The organism is Streptomyces sp. CB01373 (assembly GCF_002803075.1).
Classification (GTDB): Bacteria; Actinomycetota; Actinomycetes; order Streptomycetales; family Streptomycetaceae; genus Streptomyces.
On the sequence record NZ_NNBK01000007.1, the window covers coordinates 67532 to 93586 of the forward strand.

25 protein-coding genes and 1 pseudogene are annotated in these 26055 nt (G+C 70.0%); 18 read left to right on the forward strand and 8 right to left on the reverse strand.

Annotated elements, in window-relative coordinates:
• Window positions 1-9 precede the first annotated feature (9 nt).
• Together CG719_RS12465 and CG719_RS12470 are read left to right on the forward strand one after the other, a co-directional pair.
• Window positions 10-1620 carry a type I 3-dehydroquinate dehydratase gene (locus CG719_RS12465; RefSeq protein WP_159024859.1) on the forward strand — a complete coding sequence of 537 codons (1611 nt, stop codon included), beginning with the start codon at window positions 10-12 and terminating at the stop codon, window positions 1618-1620.
• Window positions 1621-1699: 79 nt separating this feature from the next.
• On the forward strand, window positions 1700-2929 hold the full coding sequence (locus CG719_RS12470) for an acyl-CoA dehydrogenase family protein (RefSeq protein ID WP_100568654.1): 1230 nt from the start codon (window positions 1700-1702) through the stop codon (window positions 2927-2929).
• Between the two features lie 97 nt (window positions 2930-3026).
• Here CG719_RS12470 and CG719_RS12475 read toward each other — a convergent pair whose 3' ends face one another.
• Window positions 3027-3944 (reverse strand): RNA repair domain-containing protein, encoded by a 918-nt coding sequence (locus CG719_RS12475; RefSeq protein WP_234375538.1) that lies wholly within the window; start codon window positions 3942-3944, stop codon window positions 3027-3029.
• Between the two features lie 351 nt (window positions 3945-4295).
• Here CG719_RS12475 and CG719_RS12480 point away from each other — a divergent pair, with 351 nt between their 5' ends.
• From CG719_RS12480 to CG719_RS12495, 4 genes are all read left to right on the forward strand, one after another.
• Window positions 4296-4838 carry a PadR family transcriptional regulator gene (locus CG719_RS12480; protein ID WP_100568656.1) on the forward strand — a complete coding sequence of 181 codons (543 nt, stop codon included), beginning with the start codon at window positions 4296-4298 and terminating at the stop codon, window positions 4836-4838.
• The gene (locus tag CG719_RS12485) at window positions 4835-5608 is read left to right on the forward strand and encodes an ABC transporter ATP-binding protein (protein ID WP_100568657.1); all 774 of its coding nucleotides are present in this window, start codon (window positions 4835-4837) and stop codon (window positions 5606-5608) included. The genes CG719_RS12480 and CG719_RS12485 overlap by 4 nt, the downstream gene beginning before the upstream one ends.
• A gap of 2 nt (window positions 5609-5610) precedes the next feature.
• Window positions 5611-7386, forward strand: coding sequence for an ABC transporter permease (locus tag CG719_RS12490; RefSeq protein WP_100568658.1), 1776 nt, complete (start codon window positions 5611-5613; stop codon window positions 7384-7386).
• 63 nt (window positions 7387-7449) lie between these two features.
• Window positions 7450-7668: a hypothetical protein gene (locus CG719_RS12495; RefSeq protein ID WP_100568659.1), complete on the forward strand. Its 219-nt coding sequence runs from the start codon at window positions 7450-7452 to the stop codon at window positions 7666-7668.
• Here CG719_RS12495 and CG719_RS12500 read toward each other — a convergent pair.
• Complete coding sequence (locus tag CG719_RS12500; protein WP_234375539.1) at window positions 7638-8222, reverse strand: TetR/AcrR family transcriptional regulator; 585 nt, start codon at window positions 8220-8222, stop codon at window positions 7638-7640. The two genes, CG719_RS12495 and CG719_RS12500, sit on opposite strands and share 31 nt — an antisense overlap.
• 121 nt (window positions 8223-8343) lie before the next feature.
• Here CG719_RS12500 and CG719_RS12505 point away from each other — a divergent pair, with 121 nt between their 5' ends.
• A complete protein-coding gene (locus tag CG719_RS12505; RefSeq protein ID WP_100568661.1) occupies window positions 8344-9162 on the forward strand; it encodes an SDR family oxidoreductase in 819 nt (272 codons plus the stop codon).
• A 288-nt stretch (window positions 9163-9450) separates the two neighbouring features.
• On the opposite strand, the gene CG719_RS12510 is transcribed toward CG719_RS12505, so the two are convergent.
• The gene (locus CG719_RS12510) at window positions 9451-10011 is read right to left on the reverse strand and encodes an ester cyclase (RefSeq protein WP_100568662.1); all 561 of its coding nucleotides are present in this window, start codon (window positions 10009-10011) and stop codon (window positions 9451-9453) included.
• Window positions 10012-10255: 244 nt separating this feature from the next.
• On the opposite strand from CG719_RS12510, the gene CG719_RS12515 reads away from it, so the two are divergent.
• Window positions 10256-10660 carry a hypothetical protein gene (locus tag CG719_RS12515; protein WP_100568663.1) on the forward strand — a complete coding sequence of 135 codons (405 nt, stop codon included), beginning with the start codon at window positions 10256-10258 and terminating at the stop codon, window positions 10658-10660.
• A 105-nt stretch (window positions 10661-10765) separates the two neighbouring features.
• Here CG719_RS12515 and CG719_RS12520 read toward each other — a convergent pair whose 3' ends face one another.
• The gene (locus CG719_RS12520) at window positions 10766-11185 is read right to left on the reverse strand and encodes a ribosomal maturation YjgA family protein (RefSeq protein WP_234375540.1); all 420 of its coding nucleotides are present in this window, start codon (window positions 11183-11185) and stop codon (window positions 10766-10768) included.
• 322 nt (window positions 11186-11507) lie between these two features.
• On the opposite strand from CG719_RS12520, the gene CG719_RS35365 reads away from it, so the two are divergent.
• From CG719_RS35365 to CG719_RS12545, 7 genes and pseudogenes are all read left to right on the forward strand, one after another.
• Window positions 11508-12998: a glycoside hydrolase family 76 protein gene (locus tag CG719_RS35365; protein ID WP_159024860.1), complete on the forward strand. Its 1491-nt coding sequence runs from the start codon at window positions 11508-11510 to the stop codon at window positions 12996-12998.
• Complete coding sequence (locus CG719_RS35370; RefSeq protein ID WP_159024861.1) at window positions 12995-13720, forward strand: family 43 glycosylhydrolase; 726 nt, start codon at window positions 12995-12997, stop codon at window positions 13718-13720. Before CG719_RS35365 ends, CG719_RS35370 begins: the two co-directional genes overlap by 4 nt.
• A 115-nt stretch (window positions 13721-13835) precedes the next feature.
• Window positions 13836-13910 (forward strand): annotated as a pseudogene (locus tag CG719_RS36335) (hypothetical protein); the annotation flags it as partial.
• Between the two features lie 247 nt (window positions 13911-14157).
• Window positions 14158-14319: a hypothetical protein gene (locus CG719_RS36340; RefSeq protein ID WP_234375566.1), complete on the forward strand. Its 162-nt coding sequence runs from the start codon at window positions 14158-14160 to the stop codon at window positions 14317-14319.
• A gap of 311 nt (window positions 14320-14630) precedes the next feature.
• Entirely contained in the window at window positions 14631-15533 is a 903-nt protein-coding gene (locus CG719_RS12535; RefSeq protein ID WP_100568664.1) for a glycoside hydrolase family 19 protein, read from the forward strand.
• 308 nt (window positions 15534-15841) lie between these two features.
• Window positions 15842-16807: a DUF4232 domain-containing protein gene (locus tag CG719_RS12540; protein ID WP_100568665.1), complete on the forward strand. Its 966-nt coding sequence runs from the start codon at window positions 15842-15844 to the stop codon at window positions 16805-16807.
• Between the two features lie 290 nt (window positions 16808-17097).
• Window positions 17098-18762: a beta-1,3-glucanase family protein gene (locus CG719_RS12545; protein WP_100568666.1), complete on the forward strand. Its 1665-nt coding sequence runs from the start codon at window positions 17098-17100 to the stop codon at window positions 18760-18762.
• 63 nt (window positions 18763-18825) lie between these two features.
• Here CG719_RS12545 and CG719_RS12550 read toward each other — a convergent pair whose 3' ends face one another.
• A complete protein-coding gene (locus tag CG719_RS12550; protein ID WP_100568667.1) occupies window positions 18826-19728 on the reverse strand; it encodes an EamA family transporter in 903 nt (300 codons plus the stop codon).
• Between the two features lie 68 nt (window positions 19729-19796).
• Between CG719_RS12550 and CG719_RS12555 the strand changes: the two genes are divergently transcribed.
• Together CG719_RS12555 and CG719_RS12560 are read left to right on the forward strand one after the other, a co-directional pair.
• Window positions 19797-20651 (forward strand): LysR family transcriptional regulator, encoded by an 855-nt coding sequence (locus CG719_RS12555; RefSeq protein WP_100568668.1) that lies wholly within the window; start codon window positions 19797-19799, stop codon window positions 20649-20651.
• Window positions 20652-20859: 208 nt separating this feature from the next.
• Window positions 20860-21258 (forward strand): hypothetical protein, encoded by a 399-nt coding sequence (locus CG719_RS12560; RefSeq protein ID WP_199836616.1) that lies wholly within the window; start codon window positions 20860-20862, stop codon window positions 21256-21258.
• An 89-nt stretch (window positions 21259-21347) separates the two neighbouring features.
• On the opposite strand, the gene CG719_RS12565 is transcribed toward CG719_RS12560, so the two are convergent.
• Together CG719_RS12565 and CG719_RS12570 are read right to left on the reverse strand one after the other, a co-directional pair.
• Window positions 21348-22127 (reverse strand): DUF6585 family protein, encoded by a 780-nt coding sequence (locus CG719_RS12565; protein ID WP_100568670.1) that lies wholly within the window; start codon window positions 22125-22127, stop codon window positions 21348-21350.
• 224 nt (window positions 22128-22351) lie between these two features.
• A complete protein-coding gene (locus tag CG719_RS12570) occupies window positions 22352-24211 on the reverse strand; it encodes a CocE/NonD family hydrolase (protein ID WP_100568671.1) in 1860 nt (619 codons plus the stop codon).
• A 373-nt stretch (window positions 24212-24584) separates the two neighbouring features.
• Between CG719_RS12570 and CG719_RS12575 the strand changes: the two genes are divergently transcribed.
• Window positions 24585-24773 carry a hypothetical protein gene (locus tag CG719_RS12575; RefSeq protein ID WP_199836617.1) on the forward strand — a complete coding sequence of 63 codons (189 nt, stop codon included), beginning with the start codon at window positions 24585-24587 and terminating at the stop codon, window positions 24771-24773.
• Window positions 24774-24932: 159 nt separating this feature from the next.
• Here CG719_RS12575 and CG719_RS12580 read toward each other — a convergent pair whose 3' ends face one another.
• Entirely contained in the window at window positions 24933-26042 is a 1110-nt protein-coding gene (locus tag CG719_RS12580; protein ID WP_100568672.1) for an epoxide hydrolase family protein, read from the reverse strand.
• Between the last annotated feature and the right edge of the window lie 13 nt (window positions 26043-26055).

The window sequence follows — 26055 nt, forward strand, 5'->3', positions numbered from 1 at the left end:
GGGATGCCAGTGGCGCGAGCGACGAATGGATACGGTGCCGCCCCCGGGCGGCGGGCCCGGCTGGTGGCGGTGGCCGCCGAACCGGAGGACCTCACCCCCGGTTCGCTGCGCGGCCTCGCAGGGGTCGCCGACGAACTGGAAGTCCGGGCCGATCTGGTCGGCGATCCCGATCCGTCCCGGCTGCGTCGGCACTTCGGAGGGCAGCTGACCTACTGCCTGCGCTCTGCGCGACAGGGTGGCCGCTCGGTTGCCGGCCCGGTGGAACGGCGCACCCGGCTGCTGCGCGCGGCGGACCACTATGAACTGGTCGACCTCGAGGCCATGGACGACGTGCAGCAGGAACTGCTGGCGGCCGTCCCCGCCCGGCGGCGGCGTGTCTCATGGCACGCGTCCGGGCATGCGGGGAGGGCCGAGGGGCGCTGTCGAGCGGGGCTGCGGGAGGCAGCAGGAAGGCTCCGGGAGCGGTTCGCCGCGATGTCCGCCGTGCCGGCGGCGCTGTACCTCCTCGCACCACCTGCGGGCGAAGGACAGTACGGGTTTGCCGCGCCGCTGCTGCTCACCGGGCTCGGGCGTACCGACGTGACGGCGTTCGCGTCCGGTCCGGTCGGCATGTGGACCCGGGTGCTGGCGCCGTGGCTGGGGGCGCCCGTCGTCTTCGGCCGGGTCGGTGCGCAGGGGGAGGACGGCATGCCGAGTGTGGGCCGGCTCCTGGCCGACTACGGCCTGCCCGCGTTGCCGCCGCTCAGCGGCCTTTTCGGCATTGCCGGGCGTGCGCCGGGAGGGTCGCTGTCGCCCCGGCTGCACAACGCGGCGTTGCGGGAACTGCGGCTGCCCGCGCTGTACCTGCCCTTCCAGGTGGACAGGTTTTCCCGGTTCTGGCAGTGGGGCTTCGACTTCGGGGCGCTGGCCGGGATCCCCCTGCACGGGCTGACCGTGACCGCCCCGCACAAGGAGAGCGCCCTCCACGTGGCCGACGTCGCCGACCCGGAGGCGCTCGGATGCGGTTCGGCCAATCTGCTGTGGCTCGACCAGGGGCGCTGGCGGGCGGCCACCACCGACGCCGTCGGTGCCCTGCGCCCCCTTGCCCTGGGTGGAGTCGACCCGAGCGGCCGTACGGCCGCCGTCATCGGTTGCGGCGGCGCCGGACGAGCCGTCGCCTGGGCCCTGCGCGAGGCCGGAGCCAGGGTGACCCTTGTCAACCGGGGGATCGCGCACGGTCTGGAAGCCTCCTCGCGGCTCGGGCTTCCCTACATACCGCTGTCCCGGTTCTCCCCGGCGGGGTACGACCTGCTCGTGCATGCCACGCCCCTGGTGGAGCGGGAGCCGTTCCCGGTTGCCGCGGCCGACAGGGACGCGGTGGTGTTGGAGATGGCCTACCGCGATCCGCCGACCGCGCTCGCGCGCGCCACCCGTGCTCGCGGGCTGGTCGGCATCGACGGCTGGCAGGTCCTGTTCGTCGAGGTCCGCGAGCAGTTCAGGCTGATGACGGGCCATCCGATGCCCGACGCGCTGCCGCTGCGGTCCATCTGCTCCGGATCGGCCGAGCAGGCCGCTGTCCACGACCTCACCGCATCAGGCGGACCGGCACGGGCACACCGCACGGGGCGGGAGGCACCATGACGACCCGTGCGACGTCCTCGTCCGGACCGCCCACGGCCCGCCTGCCGAACGTGACACGGCACTTGGAGGCTACCTCCACATGACCGACGACCTGCCCCGCGCCGCCGGATCCGTCCGCAGCCCGGCGACCGGAGACGACCAGGCTGTTCTCGCGACAGCGGCCAAGCTCGCCGCGGACAAGTTCGCCCCCCGCGCTGTGGAGTACGACCGCGAGGCCGTCTTCCCCGCCGAGGATTTCGACGACCTGTTCTCCAGCGGTCTCCTGGGCGCCACCGTGCCGCGGGAATACGGGGGCCTGGGCTACGGCCCCCAGCAGCGCCGCACCCTGCCCCTGTGGGAGATGACCACGACGCTGGCCAAGGCGGATCTGTCACTGGCCCGCTGCTGGGAAGGGCACGCCAACGCACTGGTCCTGATCGACGCCCTGGCCACCCCCGAGCAGAAGCGACGCTGGTTCGCAGGCGTGGTGGAACACGGGGAGAAATGGGCCGCCTGGAGCGGCGAGCCCCAAGCCCCGAAGCCGGGCGAGAGCCTTCGCTTCGGCACCACACTGGTCCCTGTCCGCAACGGCTGGGTCCTCCGTGGCAGCAAAGCGTTCGCCACCGGTGCCACCGGAGCACAGTGGGCGATCCTGCTCGTCGATCCGGAGACACCCGGCGGAGCCCGCCAGACCACCCCGGGGGCCCGCGGGAGGCTCCTGCTGCTGGCCTGCGACCTGTCCGACCCGACCGTGACCGTGGATGCTTCCTGGTGGGACCCCGCCGGCATGCGTGCGACGGTCAGCCACGCGGTGCGCTTTCACGACACCTTCATACCGCGCGAGCATCTTGTCGGAGGTCCCGGCAGCTACTTCGAGGGGCAGTGGCAGACCGTGTTCGTGCCCCATTACGCGGCCAGCTTCCTCGGCGGCGCCCTCGCCGCGTACGAGTACGGGCTCGCGTACCTGAAACGACAGGGCAAGGGCGGTGACCCCTATGTGCAGCAGCGAGTGGGCAGCATGGCGGTCAACGTCGAGACCGGGCACCTCTGGCTGCGCCACGTCGCCGGCCTGTGGGACGAGGGCAGGGACGACGAGGCCCGAATCGCCGGCGCCAGAGCCTGGCACACGATCGCGCATCTGGCACAGGAAACGGTGCATCACGTCATCCAGGCCTGCGGCGCCCGCAGCCTGATCCGCCCGAGCCCCGTGGAGCGGGTCCTGCGCGACCTGACGCTGTACGAACTCCACGACAACGCCGATCACGTTCTCGCGACCGTAGGCCGTGCCGTGCTCGGCGAGCAGTACGACCTGTCCTTCCACAGACTCTGAGTGAGGCAGCGCTCCATGGAGTGAGCGGTATCGCTGCCCGGAATTTCCCGGCCCCGGCAGGAGTCAGAACCGCGCTCTGCCCCAACCGGGCATGGCCTCACCTGTCGTTGATCGCGGAGAGCCATGCCGTGTCCTCCGGGCCCGGCGCTTCGGGGTCGAGCGCGGGCAGCCGGCGCACCTCGCCCGATCGCAGGGCGACCGTGGCCCGTGGCCGCATCGGCCCGTCCCCCCTGCGTGAGAGCAGGACGAGTTCCCAGACTGTCGCCGTCATGACGTCGAGCCGGATGGCGCAGTCGGCGGTGACCCGCCGCGGATCGCGGGTCCGGCCCAGGGACAGATGTGGGGTGAAGTCCTCGGCGGGCCCACCGCAGCGCGGGAACCGCTGCCGCAGTGCGTGGTACAGGTCCGCCCATGGCGCCTTGCCGGCTGCCGCCGGGTCGAGCCACACGGTGAAGTACGCCCTGTGCCGGAAGGTGCGCACTCCGTCCAGCCGCGCGGTGAAGACGGGCGTCTCGGCCGTCGCCGCGGCGAGCAGTGGGGCAGCCCGCTCGAAGTCGGACTCCGGCACGAAACCGAAGAGCACATTGACGTGCGGCGGCCACCGGTGGATCTGCGGATCGTAGTCCTGGCGGATGTCCTGGATCGGCGGCCACAGTTCTGCGGGCGGGATCCAGGCCACCGCGGTGCGGGCCGTCGGGGACACGTCGAGGATGCCGACGGGCCCGCCCCTGCGGGACTCCGTGTCGCGGCTCGGGTCCGCTCGCGGGTCACGCACCCGGCCGGCGCCCGACGCGTCGACGCGGTCCACGCCCGTGGCCCGGTCCCAGACCACCTCGCCGTCCGCCTCGATGAAGACCACCCGGTGCCACGGGATGTCGCCCCCGGGCACGAAGGAGGACAGCGGGATGCGCTCGACGCCGTCCCCGCGCCGGCTGATCCCCAGCACGAACCGGGCCGGGTCGAACCGCGGGTCCCAGCGGACCCGGTAATAGATCTCGTCGCTGGTTCGCACCACGCCTCCTCTGCCGCCATCACACCTCGTCTTCCTCCAGGGTGCCGCCCGAGGTGAGGCGGTACTCGGTGCGGCTGCTGATCGCAGGTTCGTGGCAGCCGCGATCACCACGGCGACCGCCGTGGAGTTGCGGGCGGGCACCCGGCCTCCTCGGGCCCGGTCGACGGGGGGGCAGGCGCTGCGGTGCGCGACCCACGGGCCTGGGTGAGGCCACCAGTACGTCCGCACCTCACGCAGGTGAGCCGTCGGCGCCGAGGCGATGCGCCTCCGCGGCCACGGACCGGGTTCCGGGGCCAGTTTGACGTCCATTTGGCTAACCGCTATCTATTGAGGCGTCGTAGAGGAGGGTGGTCCGTGCAGGACGTGGTGCTGGCGCTGCTGGTCAAGGAGCCATCGCACGGGTACGACCTGCGCAGGCGGTTGGCTGCGGCGCTCGGACCGCTGGGAGAGACGCTGAACGCGGGTCAGATCTATGTGACGCTCACCCGGCTCGAAAAGGCCGGGCTGGTCGTCCAGGAGCGTGAGGACACGCCGGTGCGCGGCCCACGGCGCAAGGTGTACGCGCTGACCGCGGCCGGGCAGGGGCGGGTGGCCGCGTGGATGGCCGAGAGCGCCGGGCCCAAAACGGATGTGACGGAGTTCCACCTGAAGCTGGTGGCCGCCGCCGAGTCGGGTCTGGCCGATCCGCTCGCGCTCGTGGGCGCACGGCGGCAGGAGCTCATGCGCAGCCTCGCCGAGGCCCAGCGCGCCTCACTCGTACACGACACGGACTCGGAGGCCGGGCTGCTTCTGGAGGGCGTCGCGCTCCGGCTTCAGGCCGATCTGCACTGGCTGGAGGCGTGCGGGCGGACCTGGTCCGCCCGCGCCCTCCGTGGGGAAGGCGGAGGAATCGGATGACGAGAGACGTGTGGGACCGCGCACCTGGCGACGCGTCCGCATCGGTACTGCGAGCGGTCGGCCTGACGCGCGTGTACGGGGAGGACGAGAGTCTGGTGTGGGCCGTCGACGGGGTCGACCTCGATGTCCCCGCCGGGCAGACGCTTGCCGTGACGGGGCCCAGCGGCTGCGGCAAGTCGACGCTGCTGCAGCTCCTCGGTGGTCTTGACCGGCCCACCGAGGGCGAGGTGTGGCTCGGCGGTCGGCGCATCGACAACCTCGGCGAACGGGAGCTGGCCCGGCTGCGGCGCCGCGCTGTGGGATTCGTCTTCCAGGCCTACCACCTGATGCACGAGCTGACCGCGGCGCAGAACGTCGAGCTGCCCGCGCTGCTCGCCGGGGCCTCTCCGCGCACCGCCCGCATCCGTGCCGCCGAACTGCTCCACCAGGTCGGACTCTCCGAACGCGCCCGGCATCTGCCCTCCGAGCTCTCCGGCGGGCAGCGGCAGCGGGTCGCCATCGCCCGCGCCCTGGTCAACAACCCGCTGGTGGTTCTCGCGGACGAGCCCACCGGCAACCTCGACAGCGCCGCCACCCAGGACATCCTCCGGCTCTTCGACGAGCTGCGTGCCGCCGGCCAGACCCTGGTCATGGTCACCCACGACGAGCGGGTCGCCGCCACGGCGGACCGCATCGTCTCCTTGCGCGACGGGACGTTGGCCGACGACACCCGCCTGGACGGCGCCGGCTGCAGCACAGGGCTCGGCGCCCTGCTGAGCTGGGAGGACTGACCGTGGGACACCTGCTGTTGATGTGGCGTCTGAGCCTGCACGACCTGCGCCGCCGTCCCGGCGAGGCCCTCATGTTCCTGCTCGCCGTCACCATCGCCACCGCCAGCCTGACCCTCGGGCTGGCGACCAGCAACGCCGTGGCCACCGGGTACGCGAAGACGCGCGCGGCCACCGCCGGCCCCGACATCATCGCCATTACGACGGCCACGGACCCGTCCGGCCTGGCCGCGAGCCTCGCAGACGCGCCCGGTGTGGCCGCGCAGGCCGACCCGGTCTTCGCGTTCGACACCAGCGTCCGGGCGCACGGCCATACCGCGCACTCCTCGGTCGAGGGGCGCGACAGCTCACCGTCCGCCGTGGACCGTCCGCTGGTGACCTCCGGTACCTGGGTGCGTCCTGGGGGCGCGGTGGTCGAGCGCGGCTTCGCGCAGTCGCTCGGCGTGCACGCCGGCGACCGCGTCACCATCAGCGGGCGCAGCTATCCGGTCGTCGGGGTCGCGATCAGCGCGGCCACCCCGGTGTATCCGTGGAGTGACTGGGCCCAGGGGCCCGGGCCGTCCGACTACGGCGGCAGGATCTGGCTCACCACAGCTGACGCCCACGCGGCAGCCGGCGACACCCCCGGTGTCCATGTGATCCATCTGAAGCTGACCGACCCCGTCGCGTCCCTCCGATGGCTCGAGACCGTGTTCTCCTCCGACCGCACGGGCGACTCCTGGGTCAACACCCACACCTGGCAGGACGTCCTCCGAACAAATACGAACATGATCGAGGGCACCCAGCCTGCCCTGGTCATCGGCGGCTGGCTGCTCGCCGTCGCCGCGATCGTCACCCTCGGCGCGCTCGCCACCGCACGTGCCGTCCGCGACAACCGGCGTGCCGCACTGCTCAAGGCTGTCGGCGCCGGCCCCGGCACCGTCACCGCCCTACTGCTGGCGCAGTACCTGCTGCTGACCTTCCTGGCCACGGCGCTCGGACTGACCGCCGGGACCCTGTCCGCACCCCGCCTGGTCGATCCCAGTGCCGGGCTGCTCGACACCGTCAGCCCTCCGGACTCCGGCACCGTCTTCGCCGCGGTCCTCCTCGCCAGCATGGTCGCCGTGACCGGTGCGCTCGGCCCCGCCCTGCGCGCCGCCCGCACCAGCACCGTCCACGCCCTGGCCGACCCCGCTCACATGCTCACGCACCACCCGCGCCTGAACGCCGTGACGGCGTACCTGCCCACCTCGTTCCTGCTCGGCATCCGGCTGCTCGCCCGCCGGCCCGGCCGCGCGGCGCTGGCATCCGCCGCCCTGGCCGCCACCACCATCATGGTCACCGCGCTGCTCACCTGGCGCACCGAACTCGACGCGGCCCCCGACTTCAAGCGGTTCGGCCCCATCGAAGTGCGGAGCGACCAGACCGGCCAGGTGCTGCTCGCCGTCACGCTCGCGATGGTGGCGCTGTCCACGCTGAACACCGTGCTCCTCGGCTGGAGCACCGCCGTACAGGCTCGGCGCGCTCTGACCATCGCCCGTACCCTCGGCGCCACACCCGGCCAGATCGTCTCGGCGCTCTGCGTCGCGCAACTCCTGCCCGCCGTGCCCGGAGTGGCGGCGGGTGTTCCGGCGGGGCTCGGCCTGTACTGGCTCTTCGGCACGCAGGTCACGCCCCCGGGATCGTGGCTGCTGACCGCCGTACTCGTCATACTGCTCGCAGTCGGGGCGTTGACCGCCCTGCCCGCGTGGGTTCACACCCGCAGCCCCGCCGGACGCGCCCTCAACGCCGAACCCGCCTGAACGGGCCCTTCACCAGGGCCGCCGATCAGTCCTCGCCCTCGTAGCCTCGGCGGTGTCCGGGGCATGGAAGGGGCGCAGGCCGGGGCCGCCGGCCTGGATGTCGAGCAGGTGGCGCCCCAGGAAGGTGACGTGCCGGTTCTTGAGCGGGGAGAACCGGGCGGCGGCCTTCAGCGCCGCGGCGGCGAGCTGCTGGGTGCCTGCGGCCTTGCGGATGCCGCCGCCCAGCGGGTGCGTCGGCGCGATCCCATGCTTCAGTCGGTGCTCGCGCTCGGCCGCGCCTGACGGAGGCAGAGGCTGAGGCGTCGCAGGAATCCGTCGAAGGGCTCGTCCGCGGGCCAGGTCTGATACGCCGTCATGGTCGCGGCGACGGCGAGGTTCATCTGCAGCGTCGCGCTCAGAGCGTCCGACGGTGCGGCGCGGGATGCCACCCACTCCCTCAGGTCGGTGAAGAACTGCTCGCCGAAGCTCTGCGCGGACTGGGCGAACGCGGGCGACTCCGCTTTCAGGCGGCGCTGCAGCGGCATCCGCTCCCGCAAGCCCTCGCAGAACCCCGTCAGGATCGCGGTCAGTGAGTCCCAGAGCGGCTCGTCCGCCGGACGGCCGCCCAACAGGTCCTGCCACGCGAACCGCTCCTCGGGGTCCTGGTCGAGGAGCACCGCGTCCTTGCCGACGAAGTAGTTGAAGAAGGTGGCGCGCGAGACGTTCGCGGCGGCGGCGATCTGCTCGATGGTCGTGGCCTCGTAACCCTGCTCGTCGAACAGCCGCAGCGCGGCGGACTGGATCCCGCGCCAGGTCGCCAGCTTCTTGCGCTCCCGCAGATTCATGGGTTCTTTCACGCGTCCCACCCTAAGGGTCGATTTCTGGATGAGTGCATTTTTAGACGAGTCTAAGTTTCTGGGTTACGGTGAGAGCAGACCCCCGGGGACGGCTCCGGAGGCCTGACCGTGAGGAGAAGTCATGAGCAAGGTCTGGTTCATCACTGGTACGTCCCGAGGGTTCGGCCGTGCGTTCGCCGAGTCCGCACTGAAGCGGGGCGACAAGGTCGCCGCTACCGCCCGGAAGGTGGAAGCGCTGGACGACCTGGTCGCGGCATACGGCGACGACGCTGTGCTGCCGCTGACGCTGGACGTCACCGACAAGGCGGCCGTCGCCGCCGCGGTCGCCGCCGCGCATGAGAAGTTCGGCCGGCTCGACGTCGTGGTCAACAACGCCGGCTACGGGCTGTTCGGCATGGTCGAGGAGGTCAGCGAACAGCAGCTGCGCGACCAGATGGAGACCAACCTCTTCGGCGCGTTCTGGGTCACCCAGGCTGCCCTGCCGATCATGCGCGCACAGGGCAGCGGCCACATCGTGCAGATATCGTCCGTCGGCGGCGTCGCCGCGTTCCCGTCGCTCGGCGCCTATCACGCGTCCAAGTGGGCGCTCGAAGGATTCAGCGAGGCCCTGGCCCACGAAGTCGCCGGCGCCGGGATCAAGGTGACCATCGTCGAGCCGGGCGGCTTCAGCACCGACTGGGCCGGCTCCTCCGCCACACGCGCCACGCCGAACCCCGCCTACGACCAGGTCCGCGAGGCCATCACGGCGCGCTTCGGCGACGCCCGGTACGCCGACCCTGCCGACGCCGGTGCCGCTCTGCTGCAGATCGTCGATGCCGACACACCGCCGCTGCGCGTGTTCTTCGGCACCGAGCCGATCGAGATCGTCGAGCCGCTGTACGCCCAGCGCCTTCAGACCTGGGCCGACTGGCAGCACGTCTCCCGCACCGCCCAGGGCTGACCACGCCTCTCACCCGCCCCCGGCAAGACGGGAAGGAATCCCCCTCAAGTCCGCACAACACACCCCCAACCGTTCGGCGCCACCAGCACCAGACGGGGACGGGGTTGGAGGCGAACAGGTTAACGCCCCCCCCGCCGCCCGCGCAGGCGGAGGGTCTGCCCCGAAGTCGGACAGCAAGGTGCTCACGACAACTCCTCCTGGAGGCAAGGCAGCGGCAGGGGTGTCAGGCCGCCGTGGTCATGGGGCCTAGGTGGTGCGGGAGGCGGACGCGAGACACCCTGGCCGCGGTCAGCGGACGAGGTCGGGCGCTGTCGTGTCGGTGAGCCGGGGGTCGGGACTGCCGGCGGCCATGGAGAGGGCGCCCCTGACCATCCGGATGAGCTTGAGCAGGCCGCTCGGCCTGCGCCTGTCCACGCCCGCGACCAGTTGCCTGAGAACGCTCAGCTGATCAAAGTAGATCCGCTCGGTCACGAGGTTCTCGTTCTCGTCGAAGATGAAGTACGCGTTCATGCGCGTGCGATGAGTGGCGCCCGTCGGCGGGATCTTGCCGAGAGGTCCGAGATGTGTGCCCAGAAGCCAGAACTCCACGATGACGGCGTCGACGCTATGCCGGAAGGCAATGAGCTCGTGACGTTGGTCAGGGAAGGCGACGCGCGTGTCGTCGTAGTACGCACGCACTTCGGCATCACCTTCGTGCACCTGCATCGACGCCATGAGTTCGTAGTGGGGGTGCGGAAAGGTGGACAGGGTGGCGTCCCAGTCCTGTGCGACCTCATCACGGAAGTGGTCGAGGACAAGCTTCTCCCGGGCCCGAAGCACGGACTCGTCGGGAAGTACGAACCGGTTCACAGCAGTTACCCTTTGCCTCATTTTGTCAACAGGATGAGAACGATCACGGATCGAGTCTCCACGCCCCGTCGCGATGAATCACCTTGAATCTGACGGAGGCTCAACTGCCTGAAAGGATCGAGCCGCCGACGATGGTCGAACCACTGGATCAGCGCCGCCATGCGCGGACTCCGCACGGGCGCTGCTGGAGCAGGCCGCAAAAACCCGCGGGAGCCGACAGTGACCTTCTGTCATTCTGCTTGCCATGTCCGCACGAAATCGAAGACTCCCCCGGCACCGCGCCTGGCCCCTGACCACCACCGACATCAACGGGTGTCTCGGCCCTTACATGAGCCGCGTCAAGGACCTGCAGTTCGTCACGGGGCATGGCAGCGGGACCATCGTCCTGGGAGCACAATGGCTCGCTCCGAACCCGCGCAACTACGGCCGCGGCGTCCACCCGGACATGGTCGGCGTCTACATAGACGTCCACCCGGTCGATGCCACTGAACGTGCTGCCACCCGCGCTGTTCTACAGGAGCATGCCCTCCCGCAACTGCACGAATGGATCACGCAGGCCATCGCCGCCGACGAGACGTGGCAGCTGACCGATCACCAGCACTACTGGCGGCTCACCGACGGCCACCTCACGCACCGCGACGAATCGTGAACCGAGCCCGGGCAACAACGCACACCGCTACGTCAGCGGGGTCCAAGACCAGGCCGTGGACGGTGGGGGGGTCGGTGACAAGCTCCGGTGGGCGACCAGCAGGCCCTACGCCTCCCTCCTCACCGCGGTGAGGACGAGCCAGCCCGCGGCGGCGCCGACCACGTACCAGAGCAGGTCGGGCGGGTTGAAGGTGGAGCCGAGTACGAGGCGGGCGACGGTACTGCGCCGGGAGAGCTCGGCCAGCACCTCACTGAGCTGCAGGAACTCGATCCCCCAACTGATGGCCAACGCGCTTGCGGCGGCCGTCAGGGGCGTCACCCGGGGCGCCACCAGAACGACGAGGGTCAGAAGCAGCACGGTGTACAGCGCGTCTCCACCGTACTTGCCGACGCTCCCCGCCGTGACGGCCCTGAGTCCCAGCCCCGCGGCGACGGTCAGCACCGCGGCCGAGGCCGCCGCCAGGCGGATCCGTACCGGGGCGGCGGCGCCTGCGGCGCGGTCCTGGGTTCTTGGGAGGGAGGGCACAGGGTCATACTGCCGGATGTCCCATGCACGACGCAGCGACTCCCTCTCGGCCACTGCCGGCGGTGCGGTCTCCTCGCGCGCTCGCAGCCACGTCGGTAGGAGTACGGCGCCCGTCGCGGTCGGCAGCGCACCCGCCACGTGAGCCGTCCTCCCGTACGTGACAAACCCATTGACGCTCCCATTTCCCTTCACTACCTTCCGAGAGCGCTCTCACTATTCATCCACGGCATGCCCCGGGCCACTCCGTCACCTGTGCTGCTGCGAAGCGACGTCGGCAGGTCCACGGCGAGGGCAGGGGGCGTCGCGTTGACGGGGAGGCCCCATGACTCCAGTACGAAGGTCCCGTAGGGCAACGAGGCTTGTCACCGTCGGGCAGTCGGCCGCCGCGTTCGCCCTCGCGCTTCTCGCAGGCCTCGCCCCGCAGTCGGCGTCCGCCGCCGGCACCGCCGTCAACGCGACCGTCTGCAACAGATACTGCGACGCCCGTGACCCCGCACTCTCCCCCGGCGACCGCGTCCCGGTCACGGCGGCCGTCTACGGGCGGTCCATCGCCCTCCACTTCGACGACGCCGACGCGATGGGCTGGGCGTCCATCGGCAACGGCAACCCGGGCGACGAGGTCTGGCTCGACCGCTCCTTCGACGGCGGCCGCACTTGGAGTTCGGGCAGCAAGCTCGGTGACACCACCGTTCCTTCCGGGCAACGGGGTTGGCGCACGCTCATGTACAACATCGACGACTGGAACAATCGCGGCGTCGGCGCGCTGCGCGCCTGCGGCAAGGCCGGCGACCGCGCCGAGATCGCCTGCACCCCGTGGGCGCGCGTCACGTGGAACGCCGGCGACCGGCGAACCGCTGCGGCCACCGGCCTGATGACCTTCTACAACAACTCGACCGGCCTGTTCGACACCACCGGCTGGTGGAACTCCGCGAACGCGCTGACTGCCGTCATCGACAACATCCGCGTGTCAGGGATGGGCAGTTACTCGTACGCGATCTCCCGCACGTACGACCTGAATGTGAACACACGAAACGGGCAGTTCCGCAACGAGTACATCGACGACACCGGCTGGTGGGGGCTCGCGTGGATCGCCGCGTACGACCTGACCGGTGACAGCCGCTACCTGAACACCGCCCGCGCCGACGCCGACCACATGGCCGCCTACTGGGACGGCACCTGCGGCGGCGGAGTGTGGTGGAGTACGGCGAGGACGTACAAGAACGCCATCGCCAACTCCCTCTACATCCAGCTCAGCGCCGCCCTGCACAACCGCATCCCGGGTGACACCACGTATCTCGACCGGGCCCGCGCCGGCTGGTCCTGGTTCCAGGGCACCGGCATGGTCAACGGCTCGAACCTGGTCAACGACGGCATAGACCTGTCCACCTGCCGCAACAACGGCCAGGCCGTGTGGTCGTACAACCAGGGCGTGCTGCTCGGTGCGCTCACCGAGCTGAACCGGGCGACGGGCGACGGGACGCTGCTCACCCGCGCTCGGCAGATCGCCGACGCCTCGACCACGGCCTCCTCCCTGCACACCGCCGACGGCATCCTGCGAGACCCGTGCGAGAGCGGGGACTGCGGCGGCGACGGGCCGTCCTTCAAGGGTGCCCATGTGCGCGGCCTGGGCAAGCTCAACGCGGCGCTGCCGGACCATCCGTACACCGTCTATCTGCAACGCCAGGCGGACCGGGCCCGCACGAGCGACCGGAACGCCCTCGACCAGTACGGACTGCGCTGGTCGGGACCGGTCGACAAACTGGACGCGGCACGCCAGCAGAGCGCCCTCGACCTGCTCAACGCGGCACCGTGAAGCGCCTCCTGTTCGCGGTCCTGGTGGCCGCGATCTCACTGACCTCCATCGGGCCGGCCCAGGCGAGCCAGACACCGCTGCGTGCGGCGGACCCGAGTGTGATCCATGTCGGAAGCACCTATATCTCCGTGCAGTCGACCGGCGCAGGCATCGCCGTCCGGCAGGCCACGTCGACGGACGCGCTCGCATGGGCGCCCGGCAGGTCTGGTCGGACACCCGTGGCCGCGGTGAGGTCTGGGCTCCCGAACTGGTCGCAGACGGTGGCCGCTTCTACATCTACTTCACGGCCGGTCGGAGCGAACCACCGGGTGTTCGTCATCAGCTCCGCCTCTCCGGACAGCGGGTACACAGCCGAGACGCAGCTTGCCCTGCCGGACGACAGGTGGGCGATCGACGGGACCATGTTCACCTTCTCGGGGCAGCGCTGGTTCGTCTGGTCGGGATGGGCGGGCGACACCAATGTCGAGCAGAACCTCTACATCGCCCGGATGAGCAACCCGACCACGCCGACCGGTGCGAGGTACATCGTCTCGCAGCCGCGGGAGAGTTGGGAGCGGGTGGTCGGCAACCCCTTCATCAACGAGGGTCCGGAAGCCATCAAGGACCCCAACGGCCAGTTGCACATCGTGTACTCCGCCAACGGCAGTTGGAGAGACCAGTACTGCCTGGCCGACCTGAGGCTGCGGTCCGGCGGTGACCCCACGTACGTGTGGGACTGGTAACAGTCGAACGGCTGCCTGTTCGGCTCCAACGCCGGCTCGATGATGCGTGTTTGGGACCAACGTCATCGACCGCCACCGCCACGACGACCACCAGCTGATCTACGTCAGCTCCGGCGTGCCGGCGATCCGTACCGAGCACGGCTCCTGGATCGCACCGAACGACCGGGCCCTGTGGATCCCCGCACACACCTGGCACGAGCACCGCTTCTACGGCCACAGCCGCTTCCACACCGTCGGCTTCTCCGCCCAGGACACGAAACCCCTGCCCGACACCCGGACACCGGCCGTCATCGCCGTCGACGTACTCGTACGCGAACTCCTCATCGCCCTCACGAGCCCCGAACTCACCCGCGCCGAGACCCGCCACATCGAAGCGGTCCTGCGCGACCGACTCCGCCGCGTCGCAGAGCAGCCGATGCACCCGCCTCTTCGACGCCATGGTGCTGCTCGCCGAGGGCGCCACCGTCACCGACACCGCCCACGCCTGCGGATGGGCCTCGACCAGCGCCTTCGTCGGCATCTTCACCCAGGCCATGGGCACCGCCCCGGGCACCTACCGCGCCGGCGTGCTCAACCAGCGGGAAGTCGGGCATGCGTGAGGGAGGGCGGGTGTCGTGTCCCAGTTGGCGGCGGTGCCTCAAGTCGGATGGTGAGCAGGCCAGTTGACAGGGCGGTCGCACCGCCCCCGGGAGCAGCGTCCCGCCGAGCTTGGCGGTGCCTCCCGCCCGTCATACCTTCGCCGCCGATCGGGCTGCGCCTTGACTGGTACAGACCAATACGGTTGAGTGTGCCTCACACCCCCCACCACGGTCGGCCCCGCGCCCCCATCCGGTTCCGACGGCACGCGCACAAGGCTCGCTCCGTCCTGCCCGCGCCGGGTACGACCGTTCTCCGTCAAGGAGTTGATTCCGTGTCGAGGCGTCGTATCTCCGCGGTCGTGACCGCGCTCGCCCTCTCCGCCGCCGTACCGGTGCTGGTGCCGACCAGCAGCGCGTCCGCCGCCACCTGTTCGAGCTACCCGAGCTGGGTGGCCGGCAAGGCGTACGTCACCGGTGACATCGTCCGCTACACGGACGGCAAGGCGTACATCGCTGAACACGACAACCCGGGCTACGACCCGGTCATCAGCACCTGGTACTGGACGCCGTACAACTGCGACAGCGGCAGCGGCAGCGGCAGCGGCACTCCCGTCGGCAACTTCGTTGTCTCCGAAGCCCAGTTCAACCAGATGTTCCCGAACCGCAACGGCTTCTACACCTACAGTGGCCTGACCGCCGCACTCAACGCCTACCCCGGCTTCGCCAACACCGGCGGCGACGAGACCAAGAAGCAGGAGGCAGCCGCTTTCCTCGCCAACGTCAGCCACGAGACGGGCGGACTGGTTCACGTCGTCGAGCAGAACACCGCCAACTATCCGCACTACTGCGACTGGAGCCAGCCGTACGGCTGCCCGGCCGGCCAGTCGGCCTACTACGGGCGCGGCCCCATCCAGCTCAGCTGGAACTTCAACTACAAGGCCGCGGGTGATGCGCTCGGCATCGACCTGCTCAACAACCCGTCGCTGGTGCAGACCGACGCCTCCGTGGCGTGGAAGACGGGCCTCTGGTACTGGAACACCCAGTCCGGCCCCGGCAGCATGACCCCGCACAACGCCATGGTCAACGGCGCGGGCTTCGGCCAGACGATCCGTTCCATCAACGGTTCCCTCGAGTGCGACGGCAGGAATCCCGCCCAGGTGCAGAGCCGTGTGACCACGTACCAGCAGTTCACGCAGATTCTGGGCGTGTCGGCGGGCGCCAACCTGTACTGCTGACCCGGTCCTTGGGTGTGCGCGAGTCGTTCCCAGGACCTCGGAACGGGGGCACCGCGCACGGGCACCTGGACAACCGGTTGACGCGGTCGTGGGCCGCATCGGCTTCCGCGTGATGCGGCCCACGGACGGCGCCTTCCCCGCCGCGGCACGACGAGCGACCTGACCGGTCGATCGCCGTGCCGCGCTGGGCCGGACGGCTGCGACATGTCGGGGGGCCGCGTTTCTCCGGCTCCACCTGTGACACCCCTGTGACCGGAACTGTGAGCTCCATCGCACACGCGTGGTTCGTGCCTTGATGAGATGGCCGCATGCCCAAACCCGTTTCCCTGCACCCGGCTTTCACCACGACCGCCCCTTTCCTGTCGGCTCTCGCTGCGGCAGCTCTGCTACTCACGGCCTGCGGCACGGAGCATGCGGGTGCCGGGAACACCGGTGCCGACGCGGCCGCGCCTCAAGGCGGCAGCATGCGGATCGACGATCCGGGCAAGGACGGCGTACGGATCACGTCGCTCACCCTCCCGTCAGCCACTCCCTCGCCCACTGGCAGCTACTCCGTCTCCGCCGACGGGCTCACCACGGGCTCGGACTCGGGCATCTCCGCCGCCTATGAGGTCACCAATGAGAGCGCCGAGCCCCTGACCTACACGGTCATCTTCACCTTCGAGAGCAGTGGCGGCGGGGCAGTGACCAACCGGACCGAGACCGTACGCGACGTCGGCCCCGGAAAGACCGTGCGCGGCACGCTCCGAGCCGGGGAACTGCCGCCCACCGCGCCGCGGGTGACGCGCGCCCAGGTACTCGAAGTGACCAAGGTTCCTGCGGGCGAGGCACCGGCCGATCCGGGCACGTGCCCCGACTCCGGGATCCGGGTCAGCGCGGACGAGGGCGACGCGGCCATGGGGCTGCGCGTCGTGGGCCTTCACCTCGACAACTGCGGAACGCGCCCCTACTCCGTCGAGGGCTATCCCCTGCTGGAACTGCTGGACGACGACCGCAAGCCCGTCGACGGCGTCGAGATCCTCGACGGCAGTGGCGAGATCACCACCGGCGCCGGGCCCGACGAACAGCCCCGGCCTGTCACCCTCGAGCCCGGCGAGTCGGCCACAGCCGGCCTGGTCTGGCGCAACACCACCGAGTTCGGTACGCCGGTCAACGTGCCCTATGTGCGGGTCCGGGCGAAGGATGGTGCCGCGCCGGTGACGGTGACCCCACACCTCGACCTCGGGACCACCGGAAAGCTCGGTGTCAGACCGTGGGAGAAGGCGGCACGCTGATCCTCCAAAGAGACTCCAGCATTCCCCATTCGTCAGGGGCCTGCTGAGCCCGGACAGCCGCCAGAACAGCCGGTAGTCGGCCGAGTGTGCCGGTCACCCCGGACCGCGTGGGCTTCAAGCGCGGGGCCCTGACGGGGGCGCGGGCATCACTGCCCGGAGACAACGGTTCCGCAACCTTGACTGACTTGGTCCAGTCCAATAGCGTCACCCCCGCACAGAACCCCACACGAAACAACACCCCCCATCCCGTCACATTGTTGACGGACCATCACCCCTCCGGGAGGGCCCCTGTGGTTTCCCGACGTTCCTTCCTGGCCGCGGCCGGCGCCGTCACCGGTGCGGCTGCGCTCAGCCCGTTCTCACCGTTCTCGCCGATGACTTCCACCGCGGCGGCAGCGGGAGTCTCGCTCCCCGTGAAACTGGCGAACAACTCCGGCCACGACACCGTCTACGCCTACATATCCGGCACCGACAGCAGCGGCTGGCCGGTCTTCGTCTCAGCGAACGGCGTCCTGAACCGGCTGCCCAACCCGTCGTCCCCGGTGACCCCCGTCGCCGACTACTCCATTGCGCTGGGCGCCTCCGGTTCGGCCGCCAAGACCGTCACCCTGACCGACTACATCATCGGCGGCCGTGTCTGGTTCTCGGTCGGGCAGAAACTCCAGTTCTTCGTCAACCCGGGCGCCGTGCCCGGCGTGGTCCAGCCCGCCCTGGTCAGCTCCGACCCCAACTGGGCCACCAACTGGACGTTCTGCGAGTTCACCTTCAACAGCGCCAATCTCTACGCCAACATCTCCTACGTCGACATGGTCGCGCTGCCGGTCTCGATGGCCAGCACCGGCAGCGGGGGCACCCAGTCGGTCAGCCCGCTGCCCTCCGGCGCCCTCGCCTCCATCGCCTCCGGCCTGAAGACCCAGCACGCCTCCGACGGAGCTCCCTGGGACAGGCTGGTGGTCACCGACTCCTCCGGTGCGGTGCTGCGCGTCATGTCGCCCTCGCACTCGCCGGTGGACTTCGGCAACTACTGGGACGACTACCTGAACCGGGTCTGGAGCCACTACGCCTCCACCCCGCTGACCATCAACGGCCAGGGCGGCATCGGTTCCTACACCGGCACCGTCTCGGGCAACGCCATCGTCTTCTCCGGTCTCAACACCAACGGCGTGCCGTTCACCAAGCCGAGCGCCGTCGACATCTTCGGCTGCGCGTCCGGTCCCCTCTACAACTCCGGGTCGGACGCGCGCGGGGCGATCGCCGCCCGGCTCGCCGCCGCGCTCAACCGCAGCTCGCTCCTGGTCCCGGGCGGGAACAACCAGCCCGACGGCGTGACACCTTCGCAGTACTACCAGGACTCGATCACCAACCACTACGCGCGGCTCGTCCACAAGTACGCCGGCATCGGCTACGCCTTCCCCTACGACGACGTCGGCCCCACCGGCTCGGCTCCCGTCGACGGGCACATCCAGGACGGGGCGCCCACCTCGTGGACCATCACCCTGGGCGCCGGCGGCTCCGGTGGAGGATCCGGCGGCGGCTCGGGCAGCGTCAGCGCCTACAGCACCATCCAGGCCGAGTCCTACTCGGCGCAGAGCGGGACCATGACCGAGAGCTGCTCCGACATCGGCGGCGGCAGCGACGTGGGCTACATCTCGAACGGCGACTGGCTGAAGTACTCCTCCGTCGACTTCGGTGCGGCCTCCCCGAACCAGTTCAAGGCCCGGCTGGCGTCGGGCGCGGACACAGGTGTCAGCGGTGCCATCCAGGTGCGGCTCGACAGCATCAGCGGCACGAAGATCGCCGAGATCGACTTCGCCAACAACGGCGGCTGGCAGAACTGGCAGACCGTTCCCGCGAACATCGTCGCCTCCGCCACCGGAGTCCACGACGTCTACCTGGTCTTCTCGGGCAGCAGTTCGGACTTCGTCAACATCAACTGGTTCACCTTCACCAGCTGACCTCCGGCTCCGAGACGGCAGGCGCCGCGGGTACGGTCAGCCGTCGACCCGGCCACATGCCGTTCAGCTGCGCCGTGTAAGGGTGCTGAGGGTGTTGGCGGCCACGATGGCACCGATGCTCGTCCATTCCGTCCAGCCCAGGTTCTGGCCCAGCCCGATCCAGCCGACGAGGGCGGCCAGGAGGGGGTTGACGCTCATGAAGAGCCCGAACGCCTGGGCGGGTACGCGGCGCAGGGTGAACAGGTCGGCGAGGTAGGGCACCGCCGAGGACAGCACGCCGGCCGCGACGGCACAGCCGACAGCCGTGGCGGTCGGCGGACGGTGCAGGACGAGGACGATGCCGACGGGCAGGAACATCAGCGCGGAGATCCCGGTCGCCGTGGCGGAGCCCTGCGCGCCCGGGATGCGCCGGCCGACGGTGCGGTTGAGGAGGATGTACGACGCCCAGCAGCACGCGGCCAGCAGCCCCAGGCCCATTCCCACGTAGTCGGCCGAAGGCTGGGGGCGCATCAAGGCGACGACGCCCGCCGCGGCGATCACCGCACACGCGGCGTCGACGCGTCGGCGTGCGGCGGCCAAGGCGATGGTGAGCGGACCGACGAACTCCAGCGTGACCGCCAGGCCGAGGCCGATGCGGTCGATGGCCGTGTAGAGGGACAGGTTCATGGTCCCGAACACCACGGCCAGCCCCAGCACCGGCCACCACTGCGCCCGGGTGAAATCCTGCGGGCGTGGTCGGCCTACGGCGAAGAGGACGATCGCGGCGACGTACTGACGGACCGCGACGACGCCGACCGGGCCGATCACGGGGAAGGCATGGGAGCCGATCGCGGCACCGATCTGGTTCGACAGGCCGCTGCCGGCCATCGTGACCACCCCGGCCAGCCGATCGCCGGACGGGGCAGGGGCCGAGGGGCCGGTCGAGGAAGCGGATGGCAGGGACGCCGCGACGGGTGCGTTACGCATGACCTGATGGTGCGGCTCGGCGGTGCATGCGCAAAATGCGTCCGCAGCGGGATCCATACAGTTGAGTCATGGATGTGGAGCTGCGCCAGTTGCGCTGTCTCGTGGCCATCGTGGAGGAGGGCACCTTCACCGATGCCGCCGTGGTCCTGGGTGTCTCGCAGGCGGCGGTCTCCAGGACACTGGCCTCTCTCGAACGCGCCCTGGGGGTGAGGCTGCTGCGGCGCACCTCGCGCGAGGTGGCCCCGACCGCGGCCGGGCTGCGGGTGGTCGCCCGGGCCCGGCGGGTACTCGGTGGGGTGGAGGACCTGGTGCGGGAGGCCACATCGGGCCACAGCACTCTGCGGATCGGCTACGCCTGGTCGGCGGTCGGCCGCCACACGCCCGCCTTCCAGCGTCGCTGGGCACGGACGCACCCCGACACGGAGCTGCGGCTGATCCGCGTCAACTCCGCGACCGCCGGCCTGGCGGAGGGCGCCTGCGACCTCTCCGTCGTACGCAATCCCCTGGACGACCGCCGCTTCGACGGGGCCATCGTCGGCCTGGAACGGCGCCTGTGTGCCCTGTCCGCCCAGGACCCACTGGCCGCACACCGGTCACTGCGCCTCGCCGACCTCAGCGAGCGCACGCTGCTGATCGACCGGCGGACCGGCACCACCACCCCCGAGCTGTGGCCGCCCGGCTCCCGCCCGGCCACGGAGGAGACCGGCGACATCGACGACTGGCTGACCGTGATCTCCAGCGGCCGCGGCGTCGGCATGACGGCGGAGTCCACCGCGCGCCAGTACACCCGGCCCGGCATCGTCTACCGTCCGGTCCGCGATGCCGAGCCCATCGCCGTACGTCTCACCTGGTGGCGGGACGACCCGCATCCGGCGACCCAGGCGGCGGTCGAACTGCTCACCGCCCTCTACCGAGGCGACTGACCCGAGGGTCCGATGCGCCACGGCACGGCGTCGGGGGCCCAGGCCGCACGACACCGCACCGGACCCCGGCAGCAGTGGAGGACCAGGTCTGCCGACTGCGACAGGAACGCAAGCCGGGCCCCGCCGGCCGGGCCCCTTTTTGGCCCTGGTCCGTTGTTACGATCGGCCCATGTCTCAGGACCCCGCACAGATCCCTTCGGAGTGGGGCGTGTTCACCCGGGCGACCACGACGCTCAGCGACGGTGAGGTGCTGATCCACGACTGGTACGCGACGGGCGGAGAGCCGGAGCTCATGCTCCGGACCGCGGACCCCGCGGAAGCGGTGGACCTCGTTTCCCGCCTGGCCGCTTTCTTCGCGGATGAATCCGGCTGGCGCCGCCGCGCGTCCGATGCCGTCGTCGCGAAGTTCAGCGAAGGGCCCCCGGAGCCGGCAGAGCTGGACGAGGCGGCGGAGGACCTCATGCTGGAGACGGTCGAGGTCCACCCGGGCGGTGACCTCGTCCTGCATCTCGACGACTCGTGCGGTCGGCATTTCTCGTCCGGCTATTGGCCGGCCGTCCGTATCGATGCCGACGGATTCGTCACTGCGGTCACAGTCGAGGCCTGAGGGCACGCACGACCCAGCGGGATGATCATGCTCCGGCAGGAAGCGGCTGCGCCTGGTCAGGCCCCCGCAGGCCGGCGTGAGCCGTCGAGCTATCTCGTGGGGTTCGGGCGGTGCTGTCGCCGCAGCGCCTCGGCGAGGGACAGGAAGACCCGCACATTGCGGACGGCGGACGAGGGGATGGACAACCAGGGCTTCGTGAGGCCGAGTTGGTGGATTGCCAGGAGGCCCTCCTTCACCTCGACCCGCTCCACCTCCGGCCAGTCCAGGCGCCGGTCGAGGTGTCCGATCCCCGCGGGGTCGAGATGGACGAGTAAGAAGTCGATCCGCTCGCCCGCCTCCAGGCGGGCCGCGTCCCGGGACAGCCGCACCCGGCTGAACGCGGCGTCGAGGTCGTCGGCGAACCGGGCGAGACCCTTGTAGGAGTCGCTCACCACGATCGGGGCGCCCTCCTCGGGGATCACGGTGAGTGTGCGCCAGGTGGCGCCGGTGAGCCCGTTGGTCACCTTGGTCTCCTGCCGCGTGATGCCCGCGATCTCGTCCCACTCGTAGACCTCGGGCGCCCTCCCGGTGACCCACCGTACGAGCCCGCGCTCGTAGTGGGCGACCCAGATCTGAGGCTGGGTCCAGGCCCGTGCGACGAGCCGTCCGGCCAGGACGAGCGGTACCACTCCCAGGGCGAGGATCCCCGACGCGTTGTACCAGGCACCGCTGGTCCGCTGGTCCTCGACGGCGAGCGAGGTGCCGTACGACAGCATGATCACACCGAACAGCACCATGGGCACCACGACAGCCCAGACGAGGCGTATGGGCTCGGTGTGCACGAGCCCGCGACGCCTGCCCAGTTCGCAGTCCCGCGCGACGTTCCGCATCGCGGGCGGTACGAAGCCAGCACCCCGATCCGGCATGAATCCCCCCAAGGTTGCACTGGAGGGCCATTGTCGGGCGAGGGACAGCGCGTGTGAAGAGGGCGGCTCGTGCGGGAGTACCGGCAGCTGAGTCCGCCGCAAGCCTGCTCCGGGTGTGCGTGTGTCGTCACGCGATATGCCGTGCTGCCCGGCGCCCGCATGGGAGCGGGTGCCGGGCAGACACCGGGTCATCGGTTCTTCGAGATGCTCAGTGGGAAGGTGGGGGTTCCGATGTCGGTCAGTGTGGTGGTGTTCGCCTTCAGGTAGGTGTCCAGGTACGGTGAGCGGTCGCCCTGGGTCGATGCGTCGAACCGGGGATCCTGTACCTCGAGGGAGAGCCGGGCGTCGGAGACGGTGACCGTCTTGCCCGAGGGGACGCTCTGCCAGCCGTTCGAGGTGATGGTTCCGAGCTGGACGCCCAGTTGGTGCCCTTGCTGGAAGGTCCAGTCCGTGGCCTTCAGAGCGAAGGACGTTGATCCGCCGGTTTGCAGCAGGGCGACGTTCTCGTTGAACATGGTCGCCTTGCCGTCCGGGGCGACGTCCCACAGGCGTGCCCAGACGTTGCCCTGGCCGCTCGTCTTCAGCGTGATCTGCGGGCTGCCCGTGATCCGCACCTGCTCGGCGGCGGGCGTGGACCAGGTCCAGTAGCTGTTGGCGGGTGTATCAGCGCTGAACGCGGTCGGCTGGTCGGTTGTCAGTGAGCCGGCCTCCGCGCCGGACTCGATGTCCCAGCCCTGCGACTGCTGCTGCGGTGTTGTCGGCAGGACGGTCTTCTGTGTCTTGCCGCCGTCGTCGACGTACTGTCCGGGTGCCAGCCGTACCTTGTACGCGTCGTTGGTCATCGGCCAGGTCGGCTGGGCGCGCCACTGGCCGAGGCTGTCCTCAAGGGAGAACGCGGGGTCGGTCACCGATGGCTTGATGCCACGGAGGTACTGGTCGTAGAACCGCATGACCTCGTCGAACCAGCCTGCCCGTCCCATCTTGAGCTGGCCCTTGGTGTTGGATTCGTTGCCGCGTACGTGCTCCCACTGGCCGAGCCAACCACGTTGCGGGCCCTGGTGGTTGGCCAGGTACTTCTGCATCTCCTCGGGTTTGGTGTTGTCCTCGATGAAGCCCGAGGTGACGAACAGCGGTGTCTGGGATCCGGCGGCGCGGGAGGCGAAGTCGCGGGCTCGCCAGAACGAGGACTTCGGGTCGGGGTTCTGGGTGTTGGTGAGGTTGTCGCTCTCGCACTCGGGGTGGTTCTTCTCGTATCCGGCGTTCGCCTTGTAGTGGTCGCTGTCGTCGGCCAGCGGCGCCATCGTCGCGATCGAGTAGTAACTCCGCGGGGTGCTGGTCACGTTGGAACGCGGAACCCCGTTGCTGTACAGGTAGTTGTACCTGTTCCACGTCGGTTCTTGGGAGACGATCGCCCGCAGTGGCTTGAGCTTGAGGGTGTTGGCCGCCAGGCCGGTGTTGGCGTCGTAGGACTTGCCGTACATGCCGACCTTGCCGGTCGACCATGGCCGGCTCGCCGCCCATTCGACGGCTGCCTTGATGTCCGCCTGCTCGCCGGGGCCGAGGAAGTCCAGGCAGCCGGTGCTGCCGCCGAAGCCACGCAGGTCGACCATCACGAAGGTGTATCCGCGTTCCATGAGCCGGGCGCCTTCGACGAAGTCCTGGAAGCGTGCCGAGGGTCCGACCTTGTCCCAGCCCGCGGGGGCGGTCTCTCCCGCGTGGGAGAAGTACGGGCCCACCGACAGGATCACCGGTGTCTTCGCGTTCGCCGGCAGGCCTGCCGGTCGCAGCACGTCGGCGTGCAGTTCGACTCCGCTGCCGTCCGAGGAGGGGAAGTAGTGCTGTGTCCAGAGCGCGCCCTGCGGGACGCGGTCGTTCTCCTCGTGGGTCACGGGGTCGTCGGCTGCGGCCTGCGGCCGGTCTTTTGCTGCGGTGGCGGACGCGGGTGTCGTGTCGGGTGCCGCGATGGCGGGTGTGGCGAGTGTGCCGGTCAGTGCGAGGGTGGTGAGGGCGGCTGAAGCGGCCCAGGGGGCCGTACGGCGTCTTTTCACTTGCTCCTCCCGGAGTTGTCGGTTACGGGGCGGTGCAGGTGGCGCGGTCGGGCAGCGGCCCCGGTCCCGCCGCCGACGGGTCGACGAAGGGCGGCCGCGCGCAAGCGGAATCTGGGTTCCTCGTGCGCGCCGGAGCCGACGGCGTGGGAGCCTATGATCGTCATTGACACGCGTCAACAGGGCAGTATGAGCACGGTGTTGCCGGTGCGTCGTCCGGTACTGGTCGCGGTGGCTGATGGGAGCAGGTGAACTGACGGTGCCTGGGCCGGGGACGGGCGGGGTCCGGGAGCGGGGTCGTCGCAGGTGACCGGTGCCCGGTCAGCGGTTTGGTCGGGGTTCGGTCGTCCGGCGCCCCTCCCCCACGGCGCGGTTGATGCTTGCACCGGTACATCTCACCGCCCATGCCCTGTGCTCCGACCCGGCGGCACTGCACCGATACCTCACCGAACGCCTGGACACCCTGCAGGCGCTCCGCACCCTGGAGACCGCGCCTGTGCTCCGCACGCTCAAGATGGCCGGACCACTCCCGGCCACCGGTAAGCCGCCCACGCGCAGCCGCTAGGGTCTTTCGTTTGGATCAGGCCGGATCAGCGAGCCCGGCATGATCCAGACGAGAGGCCCTAAGGGCTCGCAGAGAATGTGTCGGTGCCAACGGTGCGGCGAACGGACTGTTGGCCGCGCAGCTCCAGGGTGCCCGGTGGTTCGCGACCCGCAGTACCTCTCAGCGGGCGGCGACCCGGTCGTCGTACTTGATGCGGGCAAGGAAGAAGTCCCGGACGTCCTCGGCCAGCAGCTCCGGCACCTCCATCGCGGCGAAGTGGCCGCCGCGTTCGAACTCCGACCAGTGCCTGATGTCGTACAGCCGCTCTGCCAGTGGTCGCACCGACTGCGTGATGTCGTGCGCGAACACCGCCACACCCATCGGCACCGGGCACGGCTGCTGGACCCCTCGCGGGGCATCGTGGTGGAACCGGGCCGAGGAGGCCGCCGTGGCGGTCAGCCAGTACAGCGAGATGTCGGTGAGCATCCGCTCGTCGCTGACCGGCGTCTCGGGGTCGGTCCACTGTGCGAAGCGCTCGGCGATCCACACCAGTTGGCCGACCGGCGAGTCGGTCAGCGCGTAGCCGATGGTCTGCGGGGTGAGGGCCTGCAGAGCCTGGTACGGCGGGCGATTCGCCATCAGCTGCCGGACCTTGTCCAGCCGGGCTTCATCCGTTTCGGACAGTTCGATGCCGGCATCCGGAACCGGCCGGGTCGGCAGGTAGTTGACGTGCACCCCGACGACGTGCTCGGGCGCCACCGCGCCGAGCGCCATGGAGATGCCCGCGCCGAAGTCGCCGCCCTGCGCGCCGTAGCGCTCGTACCCGAGACGGTGCATCAGCTCGGCCCAGGCCCGCGCGACCCGGGTGGCGTCCCAACCGCGTTCGTGGGTCGGCCCGGAGAAGCCGTAACCCGGGATGGACGGAATCACCAGGTGGAAGTCGCGCGACAGCGGCTCGATCACGTCGAGGAACTCCAGAAACGAACCGGGCCAGCCGTGCGTGAGGACCAGCGCGAGCGCGTCCGGGTTCGCAGACCGGACATGGACGAAGTGGACGTTCTGGCCGTCGATCTCGGTGGTGAAGTGCGGAAGCTCGTTGAGCCTGGCCTCATGCGCACGCCAGTCGTAGCCGGTGCGCCAGTACTCGGCAAGCTCCTTGAGCCGCCCCAGCGGGAAGCCGTAGTCCCACCCGGCGTCGGCGACCTCGTTGGGCCAACGGGTGCGGGCGAGGCGGTCGGTCAAGTCGTCGAGGTCGGCCTGGGGAATGTCGATGTGGAACGGCTTGATCACGGTCTTCGCTCCA

Coding starts and splice junctions, on each gene's coding strand:
- CG719_RS12470 (WP_100568654.1), top strand. CDS start 1,700: ATGACCGACGACCTGCCCCGCGCCGCCGGATCCGTCCGCAGCCCGGCG.
- CG719_RS12485 (WP_100568657.1), top strand. CDS start 4,835: ATGACGAGAGACGTGTGGGACCGCGCACCTGGCGACGCGTCCGCATCG.
- CG719_RS12495 (WP_100568659.1), top strand. CDS start 7,450: ATGGAAGGGGCGCAGGCCGGGGCCGCCGGCCTGGATGTCGAGCAGGTG.
- CG719_RS12505 (WP_100568661.1), top strand. CDS start 8,344: ATGAGCAAGGTCTGGTTCATCACTGGTACGTCCCGAGGGTTCGGCCGT.
- CG719_RS12515 (WP_100568663.1), top strand. CDS start 10,256: ATGTCCGCACGAAATCGAAGACTCCCCCGGCACCGCGCCTGGCCCCTG.
- CG719_RS35365 (WP_159024860.1), top strand. CDS start 11,508: ATGACTCCAGTACGAAGGTCCCGTAGGGCAACGAGGCTTGTCACCGTC.
- CG719_RS36340 (WP_234375566.1), top strand. CDS start 14,158: ATGGTGCTGCTCGCCGAGGGCGCCACCGTCACCGACACCGCCCACGCC.
- CG719_RS12540 (WP_100568665.1), top strand. CDS start 15,842: ATGCCCAAACCCGTTTCCCTGCACCCGGCTTTCACCACGACCGCCCCT.
- CG719_RS12550 (WP_100568667.1), bottom strand. CDS start 19,728: ATGCGTAACGCACCCGTCGCGGCGTCCCTGCCATCCGCTTCCTCGACC.
- CG719_RS12555 (WP_100568668.1), top strand. CDS start 19,797: ATGGATGTGGAGCTGCGCCAGTTGCGCTGTCTCGTGGCCATCGTGGAG.
- CG719_RS12565 (WP_100568670.1), bottom strand. CDS start 22,127: ATGCGGAACGTCGCGCGGGACTGCGAACTGGGCAGGCGTCGCGGGCTC.
- CG719_RS12575 (WP_199836617.1), top strand. CDS start 24,585: ATGCTTGCACCGGTACATCTCACCGCCCATGCCCTGTGCTCCGACCCG.